The 16,394-nt window shown below is 50.3% G+C and carries 13 protein-coding genes; 9 read left to right on the top strand and 4 right to left on the bottom strand.

Annotated elements, in window-relative coordinates; genetic code table 11:
• The first annotated feature begins 23 nt into the window (after positions 1-23).
• Complete coding sequence (locus G8S19_RS18955; RefSeq protein ID WP_253685714.1) at positions 24-1,331, top strand: MFS transporter; 1,308 nt, start codon at positions 24-26, stop codon at positions 1,329-1,331.
• 34 nt (positions 1,332-1,365) lie between these two features.
• Here G8S19_RS18955 and satP read toward each other — a convergent pair whose 3' ends face one another.
• From satP to G8S19_RS18940, 3 genes are all read right to left on the bottom strand, one after another.
• Positions 1,366-1,932, bottom strand: coding sequence for an acetate uptake transporter (gene satP / locus G8S19_RS18950; protein ID WP_003018969.1), 567 nt, complete (start codon positions 1,930-1,932; stop codon positions 1,366-1,368).
• Positions 1,933-2,086: 154 nt separating this feature from the next.
• Positions 2,087-2,794, bottom strand: a complete 708-nt coding sequence (gene msyB, locus G8S19_RS18945) for an acidic protein MsyB (protein ID WP_199982387.1) — start codon at positions 2,792-2,794, stop codon at positions 2,087-2,089.
• Positions 2,795-2,827: 33 nt separating this feature from the next.
• Positions 2,828-3,232 carry a DUF2541 family protein gene (locus G8S19_RS18940; RefSeq protein WP_003018965.1) on the bottom strand — a complete coding sequence of 135 codons (405 nt, stop codon included), beginning with the start codon at positions 3,230-3,232 and terminating at the stop codon, positions 2,828-2,830.
• A gap of 384 nt (positions 3,233-3,616) precedes the next feature.
• On the opposite strand from G8S19_RS18940, the gene dnaK reads away from it, so the two are divergent.
• The 8 genes from dnaK (at position 3,617) to nhaR (ending at position 14,301) form a co-directional block, all read left to right on the top strand.
• Positions 3,617-5,539, top strand: coding sequence for a molecular chaperone DnaK (dnaK, locus tag G8S19_RS18935; RefSeq protein ID WP_003018959.1), 1,923 nt, complete (start codon positions 3,617-3,619; stop codon positions 5,537-5,539).
• An 85-nt stretch (positions 5,540-5,624) separates the two neighbouring features.
• Positions 5,625-6,758 (top strand): molecular chaperone DnaJ, encoded by a 1,134-nt coding sequence (gene dnaJ, locus G8S19_RS18930; protein ID WP_003837322.1) that lies wholly within the window; start codon positions 5,625-5,627, stop codon positions 6,756-6,758.
• Positions 6,759-7,199: 441 nt separating this feature from the next.
• Complete coding sequence (locus G8S19_RS18925) at positions 7,200-7,964, top strand: outer membrane protein OmpK (protein WP_101741346.1); 765 nt, start codon at positions 7,200-7,202, stop codon at positions 7,962-7,964.
• Positions 7,965-7,984: 20 nt separating this feature from the next.
• Positions 7,985-9,478: a sulfatase gene (locus tag G8S19_RS18920; RefSeq protein ID WP_253685712.1), complete on the top strand. Its 1,494-nt coding sequence runs from the start codon at positions 7,985-7,987 to the stop codon at positions 9,476-9,478.
• 103 nt (positions 9,479-9,581) lie between these two features.
• Positions 9,582-10,778 (top strand): anaerobic sulfatase maturase, encoded by a 1,197-nt coding sequence (locus G8S19_RS18915; protein ID WP_253685710.1) that lies wholly within the window; start codon positions 9,582-9,584, stop codon positions 10,776-10,778.
• Positions 10,779-10,804: 26 nt separating this feature from the next.
• Positions 10,805-12,064 carry a cytoplasmic protein gene (locus tag G8S19_RS18910; RefSeq protein ID WP_253685708.1) on the top strand — a complete coding sequence of 420 codons (1,260 nt, stop codon included), beginning with the start codon at positions 10,805-10,807 and terminating at the stop codon, positions 12,062-12,064.
• Between the two features lie 133 nt (positions 12,065-12,197).
• Entirely contained in the window at positions 12,198-13,364 is a 1,167-nt protein-coding gene (gene nhaA / locus G8S19_RS18905; protein ID WP_048212745.1) for a Na+/H+ antiporter NhaA, read from the top strand.
• Between the two features lie 37 nt (positions 13,365-13,401).
• Positions 13,402-14,301 carry a transcriptional activator NhaR gene (gene nhaR, locus G8S19_RS18900; RefSeq protein ID WP_048212744.1) on the top strand — a complete coding sequence of 300 codons (900 nt, stop codon included), beginning with the start codon at positions 13,402-13,404 and terminating at the stop codon, positions 14,299-14,301.
• A gap of 49 nt (positions 14,302-14,350) precedes the next feature.
• Here nhaR and G8S19_RS18895 read toward each other — a convergent pair whose 3' ends face one another.
• On the bottom strand, positions 14,351-16,390 hold the full coding sequence (locus tag G8S19_RS18895; protein ID WP_253685706.1) for a glycoside hydrolase family 31 protein: 2,040 nt from the start codon (positions 16,388-16,390) through the stop codon (positions 14,351-14,353).
• Positions 16,391-16,394: the final 4 nt, after the last annotated feature.

The raw sequence follows: 16,394 nt of genomic DNA, 5'->3' as shown, positions 1-16,394 counted from the left end.
ACTCCACTGACTGATGGTTTGCTATGTCACAACACTCTCGACCGCTGAATCGCCAGGATTATAAAACCCTTACGCTTGCCGCCCTCGGCGGTGCGCTTGAGTTTTATGATTTCATTATCTTTGTCTTCTTTGCCGCTGTTGTTGGCGAACTCTTCTTTCCGGCAGACATTCCTGAGTGGCTACGTCAGGTGCAAACCTTCGGCATTTTTGCCGCCGGATATCTGGCGCGTCCGCTGGGTGGCATCATCATGGCGCACTTTGGCGATCTGGTCGGGCGTAAGAAAATGTTCACCCTGAGCATTTTGCTGATGGCGATACCGACGCTGGCGATTGGTCTTTTGCCTACCTACGCCTCAATGGGGATCCTCGCACCGCTGCTGTTACTGCTGATGCGCATTTTGCAAGGCGCAGCCATCGGCGGAGAAGTGCCGGGGGCGTGGGTGTTCGTGGCGGAGCACGTACCGGAGCGCCGCATCGGCATTGCCTGTGGCACGCTGACCGCCGGGCTGACGGTGGGGATTCTGTTGGGATCGGTGGTTGCGACGCTGGTGAACACCAGTTTTACGCAACAGGCGGTGCATGACTACGGCTGGCGTATCCCGTTCCTGCTGGGGGGCGTTTTTGGGCTGGTGGCGATGTACCTGCGCCGCTGGCTGCAGGAAACGCCCATCTTCCTCGAAATGCAGCAGCGAAAAGCACTTGCGCAAGAGCTACCGGTGAAGTCGGTGGTGAGTAAGCATAAAAAAGCGGTGGTTATTTCAATGCTGCTGACCTGGCTGTTATCGGCCGGGATTGTGGTGGTGATCCTGATGTCGCCAGTCTGGTTGCAGAAGCAGTATGGCTTCGCTCCCGCGCTAACGTTACAGGCCAACAGTGTCGCTACCATTATGCTGTGCGTCGGCTGTCTGCTGGCCGGATTTATTGTCGACAGGGTTGGTGCCAGCAAAACCTTTACTGTCGGCAGCCTGTTGCTGGCCTGCTCGAGCTGGTTTTTCTATCACCTGACCGGCAGCCATCCTCAGCACTTGTTCCTGTTATACGGGCTGGTGGGATTATGCGTTGGCGTAGTCGGCGCTGTGCCTTACGTGATGGTGCGGGCATTTCCGGCGGAAGTCCGTTTTACCGGTATTTCCTTTTCCTATAACGTCTCATATGCCATTTTTGGTGGTCTGACGCCAATCGCCGTGACGATGTTAATGAGCGTGTCGCCAATGGCTCCAGCCTGGTATGTGCTGGCGTTATCGCTGGTGGGGTTAGGTCTGGGGATTTGGCTGCGACAGGATATTTATCATCGCGATACGAGCGTACAGGGAGAGTTACAGCGTTTGTAAGGAATATCCCCCCGTAAGGGGGGATATTGTCAGATTAGTGCGCTTCACCAATCGGCAGGATGGTACGGCCAAACTGTTCGTTCAGCACTTCACCCATCGCCAGGTAAATGGCGCTTGCGCCACACACTAAGCCAACCCAACCCGCTACGTGAATGATTGCTTCGTTACCTGCAATGTTGCCAACGGCCAGCAGGGCGAACAGCACGGTCAGGCTCAGGAACACGAACTGCAGCATGCGCGCGGCTTTCAGCGTACCGAAGAACATGAACAGAGTGAACACGCCCCACAGACCCAGGTAAGCGCCCAGGAACTGACCATTGGTTGCATCCGCGAGGCCCATTTTCGGCATCAGCAGAATCGCAACCAGCGTCAGCCAGAACGAACCGTAGGAGGTAAAGGCGGTTAAACCGAAGGTGTTGCCTTTTTTATATTCCAGAAGACCGGCAAAAATTTGCGCGATACCGCCGTAGAAAATGCCCATCGCCAGAATAATAACGTCTAAAGCGAAGAAACCCGCGTTGTGCAGGTTAAGCAGAATGGTGGTCATGCCAAAGCCCATCAGGCCCAGCGGTGCCGGATTAGCCAACTTAGTGTTGCCCATAATTCCTCAAAATCATCATTGATTGAATGGTGAAATAGTTTCCCCGAATAACGATCACTGTCTTCGGGGCGCGGCATAATAATCAGGGGAGAGGGCACTGTCTATGATCTCACGAAGGGAAAATGAATTATTTTCCCTGTGATGGGCATCACGCTTATGTGTGGTTGAGCATTCTGCGCAGGCAGGCGATGTGGAGTACCGCTGGGATCGTCACGCGATAGGCGCTGCCGCTCACCGCTTTAACCCCGTTTAAGGCCGCACCTACCGGGCCGCCAAGTCCGGCTCCGCGCAGTAATCCGTGCCCGATTACGCTGACAGCAGCGTGGGTTCGCAGAATTTTGGTTAACTGGCCGGAGAGCAGGTGAGACACCCCTTTTGCCAGATTGCGGTCTTTCATTAATAGCGGCAACAGTTCTTCCAGCTCAGAGACTTTTGCATCGACCGCCTGCAGAAATTCTTGCTTGTGCTCAGCATCCATTTTTTGCCAGGCGTTGCGTAAAAAATGTTCCAGCAGAGACTGTTCAATTTCGAACGTAGACATCTCTTTATCTGCTTTGAGCTTTAGCCGCTTTGAGACATCCAGCAAAATCGCCCGATACAGTTTTCCATGTCCACGGAGTTTATTGGCAATGCTGTCACCGCCGTAATGTTGAAGCTCGCCTGCGATTAATTGCCAGTTGCGGCGGTGCTGTTCCGGGTGTCCTTCCATCGATTTAAATAAATCGTTGTGGTTGAGAACGCTCGACAGACGGGCTTTCCCCTTTTCATTATGCGTAAGCAGGCGGGTAATATTGGCGAGCTGCTCCTCACTGCAATGCTGAAGAAAATCGAGATCGTCGTCATTCAAATAGGTGACATTCATGTTTCTATGGCTTTTGAATAAAAGTATGGGGAATTAGTCGTCGCCGATTATTTTCAGCGTCGCCATATCAGAAGAGTTCACCGTATGACCGGAGAAGGTAATTTTTTTCACGCAGCGCTTATTGTCGTTGTCGCTATTGATGTTGATCCAATTGGTCGTTTGCCCTTCTTTGATGGAGGAAGGCACGTTCAGACTCTGGCTGGACATGCGCGCAGCTTTGAAATAAACCGATGCACCACTGAGCTGTAAATCACCATGATCGGCCGTAAGTTGAATGCGTTTCACCACGCGGCAAACGGGAAGTTTCAGCGTCAGATCGTTGGTTTCATTACGGGGCATGGCGATCACGCCGAGGACTTTATGATCATTAGCGTGTGCGGCGCTGCTCAGTAGCAGGCCCATAAGCAGGCTGGCGGAAAGGGTTAATACGGATTTCATGGAATTTCTCTTTGACGGCTGTAAAAGTGTGTCGTTTCAGACCATCTTACCGCTGTCAGAATCACGATTCATGCTTGTAATCTTTTCTTTTTATTACAATTTTTTCGTGAATAACTTTGCCATTTTCATTGGTTTTATGAATTAATTTTAATTGGCGACTATTCATTTTTTCAGCTTTCTGCCTTTTCTCTACGATTTTATCGCCACTGCGCTAAAAAAAAATTTTCATGCCCCCCTTGATGACGTGGGTTACGACCCCATCTTGTAAGCAACCGCAGTGGTGAGTCTGAAAAAAAACGATTCAGGGTAGTTGAAACCGCACGTTTCGCCCTTATTACAGATTCACAACCACATGATGACCGAATTTTTAGTGGAGACGTTTAGATGGGTAAAATTATTGGTATCGACCTGGGTACTACCAACTCTTGTGTAGCGATTATGGATGGCACTACTGCACGTGTGCTGGAGAACGCCGAGGGCGATCGCACCACGCCTTCTATCATTGCTTATACCCAGGATGGTGAAACTCTGGTTGGTCAGCCGGCTAAACGTCAGGCAGTGACAAACCCGCAAAACACCCTGTTTGCGATTAAACGCCTGATTGGCCGCCGCTTCCAGGACGAAGAAGTACAGCGTGATGAAGCCATCATGCCGTACAAAATCATCGGTGCTGACAACGGTGATGCATGGATTGACGTAAAAGGTCAGAAACTGGCACCGCCGCAGATTTCTGCTGAAGTGCTGAAAAAAATGAAGAAAACCGCTGAAGATTACCTGGGTGAGCCGGTAACTGAAGCAGTTATCACCGTACCTGCATACTTTAACGATGCTCAGCGTCAGGCAACTAAAGACGCCGGTCGTATCGCAGGTCTGGAAGTAAAACGTATCATCAACGAACCAACCGCAGCTGCGCTGGCTTACGGTCTGGATAAAGAAGTCGGCAACCGTACTATCGCGGTATATGACCTCGGTGGTGGTACTTTCGATATCTCTATTATCGAAATCGACGAAGTTGACGGCGAAAAAACCTTCGAAGTTCTGGCAACCAACGGTGATACCCACCTGGGTGGTGAAGACTTCGACAGCCGTATGATCAACTACCTGGTTGACGAGTTTAAGAAAGATCAGGGTATCGACCTGCGTAATGACCCGCTGGCGATGCAGCGTCTGAAAGAAGCCGCTGAGAAAGCGAAGATTGAGCTGTCTTCCGCTCAGCAGACCGACGTGAACCTGCCGTACATCACTGCAGACGCGACCGGTCCGAAACACATGAACATCAAAGTGACCCGTGCGAAACTGGAAAGCCTGGTTGAAGACCTGGTTAACCGTTCTATCGAGCCGCTGAAAGTTGCTCTGCAGGATGCTGGCCTGTCCGTATCTGATATCAACGACGTTATCCTCGTTGGTGGTCAGACGCGTATGCCGATGGTGCAGAAGAAAGTCGCTGAGTTCTTCGGTAAAGAACCGCGTAAAGACGTTAACCCGGACGAAGCCGTAGCAATCGGTGCTGCTGTTCAGGGGGGTGTATTGACCGGTGATGTTAAAGACGTGCTGCTGCTGGACGTTACCCCGCTGTCTCTGGGTATCGAAACCATGGGTGGCGTAATGACTCCGCTGATCGCGAAGAACACCACCATCCCGACCAAGCACAGCCAGGTGTTCTCTACCGCTGAAGACAACCAGTCTGCGGTAACCATCCATGTGCTGCAGGGTGAACGTAAACGCGCTGCTGATAACAAAGATCTGGGTCAGTTTAACCTGGATGGTATCAGCCCGGCTCCGCGCGGTATGCCGCAGATCGAAGTGACTTTTGACATCGATGCCGACGGTATCCTGCACGTTTCCGCGAAAGACAAAAACAGCGGTAAAGAGCAGAAGATCACCATCAAGGCTTCTTCTGGTCTGAACGAAGAAGAAATTCAGAAAATGGTTCGCGAAGCAGAAGCGAACGCAGAATCTGACCGTAAGTTTGAAGAGCTGGTTCAGACCCGTAACCAGGGTGACCATCTGCTGCACAGCACTCGCAAGCAGGTTGAAGAAGCAGGCGACAAGCTGCCGGCTGACGACAAAACTGCCATCGAGTCTGCACTGACCGCGCTGGAAACTTCTCTGAAAGGTGAAGACAAAGCAGATATCGAAGCGAAAATGCAGGCGCTGGCACAGGTTTCCCAGAAACTGATGGAAATCGCTCAGCAGCAGCACGCACAGCAACAGGCTGGTGCAGCAGGCGCTGATGCTTCTGCAAATAACGCGAAAGATGACGACGTTGTCGACGCCGAGTTTGAAGAAGTGAAAGACAAAAAATAATCGCCCTTTGAACGGGTAATTACTGGCACGGGCGAAGAGGTTTCCTCTCCGCCCGTGCACGCATGTTAGGGGCAGATAAAAAGAGATGGCTAAGCAAGACTATTACGAGATTTTAGGCGTTTCCAAATCAGCGGAAGAGCGTGAAATCAAAAAGGCCTACAAGCGCCTGGCCATGAAATATCACCCGGATCGCAACCAGGGTGATAAAGAGGCCGAAGCCAAGTTTAAAGAGATCAAAGAAGCGTACGAGATCCTGACCGATGCGCAAAAACGTGCGGCCTACGATCAGTACGGCCATGCAGCCTTTGAGCAAGGCGGCATGGGCGGCGGCGGCGGTTTTGGCGGCGGGGCTGACTTCAGCGATATCTTTGGTGACGTGTTTGGCGATATCTTTGGCGGCGGTCGTGGTCGTCAGCGCGCCTCACGTGGTGCTGATTTACGTTACAACATGGATCTCACTCTGGAAGAAGCCGTGCGTGGCGTCACCAAAGAGATCCGTATCCCTACGCTGGAAGAGTGTGACGTTTGCCACGGCAGCGGCGCGAAGGCAGGCACTCAGCCACAAACCTGTCCAACCTGTCACGGTTCTGGTCAGGTACAGATGCGCCAGGGCTTCTTCGCCGTACAGCAGACCTGTCCACACTGTCAGGGCCGCGGTACGCTGATCAAAGATCCGTGCAACAAATGCCACGGGCATGGTCGCGTTGAGAAGAGCAAAACGCTGTCCGTTAAAATCCCGGCTGGGGTTGATACCGGCGACCGTATCCGTTTGTCTGGTGAAGGCGAAGCCGGTGAGCATGGCGCGCCAGCAGGTGATCTGTACGTGCAGGTGCAGGTTAAACAGCACCCAATCTTCGAGCGTGAAGGCAATAACCTGTACTGCGAAGTGCCGATTAACTTTGCAATGGCAGCCCTGGGTGGCGAGATTGAAGTCCCGACTCTGGATGGTCGCGTGAAGTTAAAAATTCCGGGTGAAACGCAGACCGGTAAACTGTTCCGCATGCGTGGTAAAGGCGTTAAGTCTGTACGCGGCGGCGCACAGGGCGATCTGCTGTGCCGTGTGGTGGTTGAAACCCCGGTGGGCCTCAACGACAAACAGAAACAGCTGTTGAAAGATCTACAGGATAGCTTTGGTGGCCCGACGGGTGAACAAAACAGCCCGCGTTCCAAAAGCTTCTTCGACGGCGTGAAGAAATTCTTTGACGATTTGACGCGCTAAAATAAAAGTAGAGAAAAGGCCATTTCAGCGATGAGATGGCCTTTTTTTTACCTGGCAGATGGATATCCAGACCCTTACCGGCATCGGATATATTATTTTACCTTGTTGGAATAGTATGATGTGTGGAGCAGTGCTACGGTTTTAGAACTAACATCTTTTTTGACTATTCACAGCCGCATACCAGGTTGATGTGATTGTTTTAACATCAATAAATAATCACGGCCAACCTAATTTAAAAGGCAACTACAGTCATATTTCTGGCGAAATAATTACTTATCTCCTCTCAAACAACATATTCTGACACACTACCAGTAATAACGATTCACCTTCCTTGATGTGAGATTTACATCACTATCCTGTCATTCTATTTCATTATTATTTGTCACCGCGGTAACACAATATTTATTGATGGATTAATTATAATTATGGGGAATACATTCAATGCCTCGGATAAAAAATGGACTATTAGCTTGTCTTATACTTATAGTGCCTTCTCTTTTTAGCCATGCAGCACAAGCTCTGGAGTATAAAAATTCTTTTGGGTCTATTAATGCCGGTTATGCCGACTGGAATAGCGGATTTGTCAATGTACATCGTGGCGAGGTTTGGAAAGCAACAGCGGATTTTGGTGTCAATTTTCGAGAAGCCGAATTTTACTCATTTATTGAAAGTAATGTGTTAAATCATGCTGTAGCCGGTCGAAATCATACGGTGTCGGCGATGACCCATGTGCGTCTCTTTGATTCTGATTATACCTTCTTTGGCAAGATTTATGGCCAGTGGGATAACTCCTGGGGCGACGATCTGGATATGTTTTATGGTCTGGGTTATCTCGGCTGGAGCGGAGATTGGGGCTTTTTTAAACCCTATATAGGTTTGCATAACCAATCTGGTGATTATGTATCACAACGATATGGACAAACCAGCGGCTGGAATGGCTACGTTATTGGCTGGACTGCGGCTTACAATTTTACTTTATTTGGTGAGAAATTTGTTTTATCTGACTGGAATGAAATTGAGCTTGATAGAAATGATGCTTATGCGGAACAGCAATTTGGCCGGAATGGATTAAATGGCGGATTAACACTGGCGTGGAAATTTTATCCACGATGGAAAGCTACGGTGACGTATCGTTATTTTGAAAACAAATTGGGTTATGACGGTTACGGGGATCAGATGATTTATATGATTGGGTATTCATTTTAAATAAAACCAAAGGATCGGAAATGAAAAAAACAGTCGTGGCGAGTTTAGTTGGACTGGCATTATGTGCCGGGAGCGCATTACAAACAACATATGCAGCTTCAGCGAAACAGCCTAATTTAGTGATTATTATGGCTGATGATTTGGGCTATGGCGATCTCGCGACTTATGGCCATCAAATCGTCAAAACGCCTAATATCGACAAGCTGGCACAGGAAGGGGTGAAATTGACCGACTACTATGCGCCCGCGCCGCTGTGCTCTCCTTCTCGTGCGGGTTTATTAACGGGACGTATGCCATTCCGTACAGGGATCCGTTCCTGGATCCCTGAAGGCAAAGATGTCGCGTTGGGACGGAATGAACTAACGATTGCCAACCTGTTAAAGCAACAGGGATATGACACGGCGATGATGGGGAAATTGCACCTAAATGCCGGGGGCGATCGCACCGATCAACCGCAGGCGAAGGACATGGGGTTTGACTACACCCTGGTAAACCCGGCGGGATTCGTCACGGATGCTACGCTTGATAACGCAAAAGAACGTCCCCGCTATGGCATGGTGCATCCCACTGGCTGGATCCGCAATGGACAGCATATTGGTCGTGCGGACACCATGAGCGGCGAGCTTGTCAGTTCTGAAGTCGTCAACTGGCTGGATAACAAGAAAGACGACAAACCGTTCTTCTTATATGTCGCGTTCACGGAAGTTCACAGCCCGCTGGCCTCGCCGAAAAAGTACCTCGACATGTATTCGCAATATATGAGCGCTTACCAGAAACAGCATCCGGATCTGTTTTACGGCGACTGGGCGGATAAGCCATGGCGCGGAACAGGCGAATACTACGCGAACATCAGCTATATGGATGCTCAGGTCGGTAAAGTAATGGATAAGATCAAGGCAATGGGTGAAGAAGATAACACCATTGTCATTTTCACCAGTGATAACGGCCCAGTGACCCGCGAGGCTCGCAAAGTATATGAACTGAACCTGGCGGGTGAAACGGATGGGCTTCGCGGCCGTAAAGATAACCTTTGGGAAGGCGGTATCCGTGTTCCGGCAATCATCAAGTACGGTAAACATATTCCGCAGGGGATGGTAACGGATACGCCAGTTTATGGTCTTGACTGGGTGCCGACGTTAGCAAACATGATGAACTTTAAACTGCCAACAGATCGTACCTACGATGGGCAGTCTCTGGTTCCATTACTGGAACAGAAAACGTTAGCGCGTCAGAAGCCACTTATTTTTGGTATTGATATGCCGTTCCAGGATGATCCTACTGACGAATGGGCGATCCGTGATGGCGACTGGAAGATGATTATCGATCGTGAAAATAAACCCAAATACCTCTACAACCTGAAAAAAGATCGCTTTGAAACGCTTAATCAGATTGGGAAACAACCTGAAATCGAGAAACAACTGTATGGCAAGTTCCTGAAATACAAACAGGACATTGACAACGATTCGCTGATGAAAGCTCGCGGTGACAAGCCAACGCCAGTCACCTGGGGCTAACTGAATAATTATAAGAAACATAAGGTATGCCACTTAGGGCTATGCCCGCCTGGTTCAACGCTTTTGTGCTGAGCCAGGTTCTTTTATTTATGGAGCTATCACAATGCAGACAAAAAGTTGTCAGGTCATGATTAAACCGACAGGCTCGGTATGTAATCTGGACTGTAAATACTGTTTTTATCTGGAAAAGGAGATGCTTTATCCGGATAGAAAAGCGAATTACAGAATGTCAGATGACATGCTCGAGTTATTCATCAAACAGCATATTGCCGCGCAGGATGTGAATGACGTGATTTTTGCGTGGCAGGGGGGAGAACCTACGCTGATGGGGTTGGCATTTTATCGGCGAGCGCTGGCATTGCAGCAGCGTTATTCTGGCGGTAAAACGATTATAAATACCTTCCAGACTAACGGTATATTGATTGACGACGAATGGGCTATTTTTTTTAAGCAACACGCCTTCCTGGTGGGCGTTTCTATTGATGGTGATGCCGCGTTACATGATGAATGGCGGGTTACTCGTTCAGGTAAACCGACGCATGGGAAAGTTGAACAGGCCGTTAAATGTCTGGTACGCCACGGTGTAGTATTTAATACGCTGACGGTGGTGAATCACACGAATATGCATCACCCGGTGCGAGTCTATAACTATCTGAAAAGCATTGGCAGTCGCTATATGCAGTTTATTCCGCTCATCGAAAGAAGCGCTGAAGAGGGCGGTATTGGTCTGGCACATCCTGAAGGCGGACAAACAAGAATGATGCCGTGGTCGGTTGATTCACTGCAATTTGGCCATTTTCTCAACGCTATTTTTGATGTCTGGGTCCGTAACGATATTGGTGATATCGGCATACAGATGTTTGAGCAGACGCTCGCGGCGTGGTGCGGGTTACCACCGCAGGTATGCGTGTTTGCACCAACCTGCGGTAGCGCATTCGCCATGGAAATGAACGGCGATGTGTATAACTGCGATCATTTTGTGTATCCGCAGTACAAGTTGGGGAATATTCAGGATTCGACGCTGCGCGCGATGAACAATAGCGAAAAAAACCGGCAGTTTGGCGAGGATAAGCGACGCACAATGGCACAAGAATGTGACTCCTGCTCATGGCAGTTCGCCTGTTATGGCGGTTGTCCTAAGCATCGTTTTTTGCCGTCAATATCAGGTAAAAGAAATCACAACTATTTGTGCGCGGGATATAAGTCGTTTTTCTCTCATACCGCAATGACGATGAGTGCCATGAAAACACTCTACGAAAATGGTTTTTCACCTGTAGAGATAAAATCAGTATTTGCTTGAACGTATCGTATTCGCAGGGAGTGAATATGTTTTCCTGGATTAATGTCGATAGTTGTAAAACGCCCGGCTGCAAAAATATGGGTATGTTGAACAGCCCGGATTACCAAAACCAAGGGAAAAATATACTATGCCGGGCCTGCGGTTTTCTCTTCCCCATTATTTCGGAACGATCACTCAACCGCTTTCGTCAGTCGGTTAATCAGGCATGGAAAGGACTGATAAAATCCTGCCCCCACTGCGGGGGAATTTCACTCAAAAGGTACGGTTTTTCTGCGCAAGGAGAACCGCGTATTTACTGTCAGCGTTGTCATAAAACATTTATTTCTCCTGTCAGGCAGAAAACAGATGCGCGTCAGGATTATCTCGCCACGCTGATTCAGGAAGGTGCGACACTGGCGGATATTCGCACCGCACTCGTGCTGGATAGCACCGGGTTGAATCGGGAGTTACAGAAACTCTCTCGCAATGCAAATCTGGCGGAACGCGAATTTACTTTTCCTACGTTTGATATCGCCATGAGCACGCGCGCTTTTCGGATCAAATTTAACGGTAGTGATAGTTTTCTGTATGTGTTGGTCACTGCAGAAGAGAATACCGGTCGAATTGTTGCCGTTACGACAAATTACTCAGCTCATCCCGTAGAGGCTGAGTATCAGTATCATTCTGACTATGAAGAACGCCTGCCTCCCGGTACGTTGGCGCATATTGTGCAACGTAAAGAAGTGATAACGATGCGGCGGGAGACGCTTTTTGATGTGGATTACGGTCCTGCAATATTGCACAAAAATGATCCGGGGATGTTAGTTAAACCCGTTTTGCCAGCTTATCGCCATTTCGAGTTGGTTAAAATGCTCACGGATGAACGTTCTCTCAATATTCAGCATTACCTCGATCAGGAATGCTTTATCCTGGGAGGATGTATGATGGCGAATATACAGCATGTTCAGCAAGGGCGTTGCCACATTGCTTTTGTGAGAGAACGTGGAGAATCAGCACCGCAAAAAGATATTCCGCCAAGGTTGTTTATGGGGGGCGGCATCCGTAATAACGTTTGGCGAACATTCACCACGCGTGACTACGCGCTGGCAGTATGCAACTTAACAGAGAACCGAAAAACGAGTATGCAACGCAGCGCCACGCTTGTGAGTGCGACCCGTTTTATCCATTTTATCGATACACATCCTTTTCTGGCACACCTCAACCGTATGTCTCCGGCAAATGTGACGGCAACGCTGGACCATCTCAGATACGCGTTTAATGCGAGGCATCACTCAGATGCAGACTAACTAATCCTGTGTTTTCTCATTAGATAATGCTCGGAAAAGCCGATTTATTCATCATGAATAATCTAATTTTAACGAGCTTTTTGCGGGTGTAAGATAGTAATTACGAAGTATTCACCCAATAGAGAGAATAAAAGTGAAACATCTGCATCGTTTTTTTAGTAGCGACGCCTCGGGAGGCATCATCCTGATCATCGCAGCCGCAGTCGCTATGCTGATGGCAAATATCGGGGTTACCAGTGGATGGTACCACGCCTTTCTGGAAACACCTGTCCAACTGCGGGTTGGCGCGCTTGAAATCAACAAAAATATGCTACTGTGGATCAACGACGCGTTGATGGCGGTATTCTTCCTGTTGATTGGTCTGGAAGTGAAGCGTGAGTTAATGCAGGGGTCGCTTGCCAGCCTGCGTCAGGCGGCGTTTCCAATTATTGCCGCGATTGGCGGCATGATTGTCCCGGCGTTGCTGTATCTGGCATTCAACTATGCCGACCCTATCACTCGTGAAGGATGGGCAATTCCGGCAGCAACGGATATCGCTTTTGCATTAGGCGTGTTGGCGCTATTGGGCAGTCGCGTTCCGCTGGCACTGAAAATCTTCCTGATGGCGCTGGCGATTATCGATGACCTCGGCGCGATTGTGATCATCGCGTTGTTCTACACCAGCGATCTCTCGTTGTTGTCTCTGGGCGTCGCCGCGTGCGCAATTCTCGTCCTGGCGGCATTGAATCTGTGCGGTGTGAGACGCACCGGTATTTATATTCTGGTTGGCGTCGTGCTATGGACGGCAGTGCTGAAGTCCGGCGTGCATGCCACTCTGGCAGGCGTGATCGTTGGTTTCTTCATTCCGTTAAAGGAAAAACATGGGCGCTCACCGGCAAAGCGTCTGGAGCATGTCCTGCATCCGTGGGTGGCTTATCTGATCCTGCCGCTGTTTGCCTTCGCTAACGCAGGTGTTTCGCTGCAGGGCGTGACGCTGGATGGATTGACCTCTATCCTGCCGCTGGGAATTATCGCTGGCCTGCTTATCGGTAAGCCGCTGGGGATCAGCCTGTTCTGCTGGCTGGCATTACGTCTCAAGGTGGCGCAACTGCCTGAAGGCACGAGTTTCCAGCAAATTATGGCGGTCGGTATTCTGTGCGGCATCGGCTTTACAATGTCGATTTTCATCGCCAGTCTGGCGTTTGGTAACGTTGATCCGGAGCTGATTAACTGGGCAAAACTGGGGATCCTGATTGGTTCACTGTTGTCGGCAGTTATCGGTTATAGCTGGCTGCGTACCCGGTTGAATACGTCAGCCTGAGCAGATAACTCTTTGGTGACAATTTCAGGGAGAGAGTATGTCTCATATAAATTACAACCACCTGTATTACTTCTGGCATGTGTATAAAGAAGGATCGGTGGTGGGTGCCGCAGAAGCGCTTTATCTGACACCGCAAACTATTACCGGGCAGATCAAAGCGCTTGAGGAACGCTTACAAGGGAAGTTGTTTAAGCGTAAGGGGCGAGGGCTGGAACCCAGCGAATTAGGCGAATTAGTTTTCCGTTATGCGGATAAAATGTTCACCTTAAGCCAGGAAATGCTGGATATCGTGAACTATCGCAAAGAGTCGAATTTGCTGTTTGATGTCGGCGTGGCGGATGCATTATCGAAGCAACTGGTTAGCAGCGTGCTGGATGCTGCTGTGGTTGAGAACGAGCAAATCCATCTGCGTTGTTTTGAATCAACACACGAGATGCTGCTGGAGCAGCTCAGCCAGCATAAGCTGGATATGATTATCTCCGATTGCCCGATCGACTCAACGCAGCAGGAAGGGCTGTTCTCGGTGCGGATTGGCGAATGCAGCGTGAGCTTTTGGTGCACCAGGCCGCTGCCTGAGAAACCGTTTCCGGCCTGTCTGGAAGAGCGTCGATTGCTGATCCCTGGTCGTCGTTCGATGCTTGGACGTAAGCTGTTGAACTGGATTAACTCACAAGGACTGAACGTTGAAATCCTTGGCGAGTTTGATGACGCCGCGCTGATGAAAGCGTTTGGCGCAACGCATAACGCGATATTCGTTGCCCCTACGCTGTATTCACACAATTTCTATGCTGATGATTCTATTGTTGAAATTGGACGCGTTGAGAATGTGATGGAGGAGTATCACGCCATATTTGCGGAGAGGATGATCCAGCATCCGGCGGTGCAGCGTATTTGCAATGCCAACTACTCAGCACTGTTCAAGCCGCCACAGGTCTAAACGCCTTTATGTTGCCGGCTGCGGTGTACTAACCGCAGCCGGACTATGACTACAGTTTCAACATATTACGATACTGCCCGCCTTCGCGGATAAATACCGGAATTCTGTTCAGGGGAGCGTCATAGCGCAGCGTTTGTCCTCCCTGATAGCTCTCGCCGGTCGCAAAATCCGTCCATGTTTCCCCTTCTGGCAACCAAACGTCGCGTTCGCGCATACCTTCATGCATAACGGGCGCAACCAACAGATCGGGGCCGAAACAGTACTGGTCGGTGATTTCCCAGCTTTTTAGCTGATCGGGGAACTCAAAAAATAGGGTACGCATCACCGGTGTATTGTAGTTATGCGTTTCTGCCATTAACGCTTTGATGTAGGGCTTGAGCTTCTCACGCAGTGTCAGGCAACCCGTTAGCACATCACACACATCCTCACCGTAGCTCCAGATCTCGTTGGGCGCGCCGGTAGGGCACTGGGCAATCCCGTCCCGATAAGGCTGCTGCGGTAAAATCTGCGGATCGCGGTTGCCGTGCAGGCGCATCACCGGGCTAAACACGCCCCACTGGAACCAGCGAATCAGCAACTCATGAAAGTGTGGGTCGTGAATATTGCCGCCATGAAAGCCGCCAATATCTGTTGTCCACCACGGGATACCTGCAATCCCCATATTCATCCCGGCGGCAAACTGATTGCGCAGAGAACGAAACGATGAGTGGATATCACCTGACCAGACCAGCGCGCCGTATTTCTGACTTCCGGCCCAGGCGCAGCGCAGCAGGTTGATCACCTGGTCTTCGCCATCGGCTTTCATGCCGTCAAAAAAGGTTTTGGCATACATTCGCGGGTAGATATTGCCCACTTCCAGCACCGGTCCGGCGTGGTAGCGATAATTATCGTAGTCGTAAACGCTGAACTCCGGCTCGGCTTCGTCTAGCCAGAAGAGCTTCACGCCTTTATCGTAATAGTTGCGTTTTGCCTTACCCCAGACGTAGTCGCGAGCGCCGGGATGGGTGGCATCAAAGAAAGTGGTATTGCCGAGGAAATCCATATTAATCGGCAATCCGCGTTCCGTTTGCACCAGCCAGCCGTTTTCACGCATCTCCCGATAGCTTTCGGTGCGGTTGTCTACCGTTGGCCACACGGACACCATCAGTTCGATACCCAGTGATTTCAGTTCGGCGATCATGGCATCGGGATCGGGCCAGTCGCGCGGGTCGAACATCCAGTCCCCCTGATTTGGCCAGTGGAAGAAGTCGATAACGATAACCGAAATGGGGAGATTGCGCCGTTTGTACTCGCGGGCGACGGCGAGCAACTCCTCCTGAGTGCGATAACGTAACTTGCACTGCCAGAAGCCCATGGCGTAATCCGGCATCATTGGCGGCGTGCCCGTGGCGAGCGCATACGCCCGGCTAATTTCTGCCGGGGTATCGCCAGCGGTGATCCAGTAGTCCAGCTGCTCGCTGATCTGAGCTTCCCACTCGGTCACGTTGTGGGCGAATGTCACGCGGCCGACCGCCGGGTTGTTCCATAAAAATCCGTAGCCCAGGCTTGAGAGCATAAAGGGCACCGAGGCCTGAGAGTTGCGCTGGGCCAGTTCGAGCACGCATCCTTTGAGATCCAGATTGGCCTGTTGATACTGCCCCATACCGTAAATTTTTTCCCCTTCGGTGGCTTCGAAGCGGGCTTTAAGCGAATATTTCCCACCCTGAATAGGGCGGAATTCGCGTCCCTCAAGGTTGAGTGCGCTGACGTACTGGCCGTGAGAAGATTCATCCTCGCCAATTTCGCCCCGCAGGCGCCAGAACTCCTGCAACAGGGGTTTGTGTGGATGGCGGTAAAAGGTAACTTGTCCTTTTTGATTGACGATAGCGATAATTTTGCCGTTGGTCAGCGTCGCCTGGTGGTGCTCATAATCGATGTGGCAGTGGCTTTCTGCGACTGGCTCAGTCAATGCCCAGTCTTCATTTCTCATTACCGGCAGATGACGACCACTGCGTATGCGCAGGCTGTTCTCGCCCCAGGGTTCAATCCACAAATAGCGATCGTTTTGCTGCCAGACCAGACGACGCGGGTCATGTTGCACAAATGGCATGGTG

The sequence above is a fragment of the Citrobacter sp. SX206 genome (assembly GCF_024181025.1).
GTDB classification, from domain to species: Bacteria; Pseudomonadota; Gammaproteobacteria; order Enterobacterales; family Enterobacteriaceae; genus Citrobacter; species Citrobacter youngae.
The sequence above is the reverse complement of the archived record's forward strand: the minus strand, read 5'-3'. Positions and strand labels throughout refer to the sequence as shown.

Excerpts from the sequence above, each read along its gene's own strand:
- G8S19_RS18920 (WP_253685712.1), top strand. The coding sequence starts at position 7,985 with ATGAAAAAAACAGTCGTGGCGAGTTTAGTTGGACTGGCATTATGTGCC.
- G8S19_RS18925 (WP_101741346.1), top strand. The coding sequence starts at position 7,200 with ATGCCTCGGATAAAAAATGGACTATTAGCTTGTCTTATACTTATAGTG.
- G8S19_RS18955 (WP_253685714.1), top strand. The coding sequence starts at position 24 with ATGTCACAACACTCTCGACCGCTGAATCGCCAGGATTATAAAACCCTT.
- dnaJ (WP_003837322.1), top strand. The coding sequence starts at position 5,625 with ATGGCTAAGCAAGACTATTACGAGATTTTAGGCGTTTCCAAATCAGCG.
- G8S19_RS18910 (WP_253685708.1), top strand. The coding sequence starts at position 10,805 with ATGTTTTCCTGGATTAATGTCGATAGTTGTAAAACGCCCGGCTGCAAA.
- G8S19_RS18895 (WP_253685706.1), bottom strand. The coding sequence starts at position 16,390 with ATGCCATTTGTGCAACATGACCCGCGTCGTCTGGTCTGGCAGCAAAAC.
- dnaK (WP_003018959.1), top strand. The coding sequence starts at position 3,617 with ATGGGTAAAATTATTGGTATCGACCTGGGTACTACCAACTCTTGTGTA.
- G8S19_RS18915 (WP_253685710.1), top strand. The coding sequence starts at position 9,582 with ATGCAGACAAAAAGTTGTCAGGTCATGATTAAACCGACAGGCTCGGTA.
- satP (WP_003018969.1), bottom strand. The coding sequence starts at position 1,932 with ATGGGCAACACTAAGTTGGCTAATCCGGCACCGCTGGGCCTGATGGGC.
- msyB (WP_199982387.1), bottom strand. The coding sequence starts at position 2,794 with ATGAATGTCACCTATTTGAATGACGACGATCTCGATTTTCTTCAGCAT.
- G8S19_RS18940 (WP_003018965.1), bottom strand. The coding sequence starts at position 3,232 with ATGAAATCCGTATTAACCCTTTCCGCCAGCCTGCTTATGGGCCTGCTA.
- nhaR (WP_048212744.1), top strand. The coding sequence starts at position 13,402 with ATGTCTCATATAAATTACAACCACCTGTATTACTTCTGGCATGTGTAT.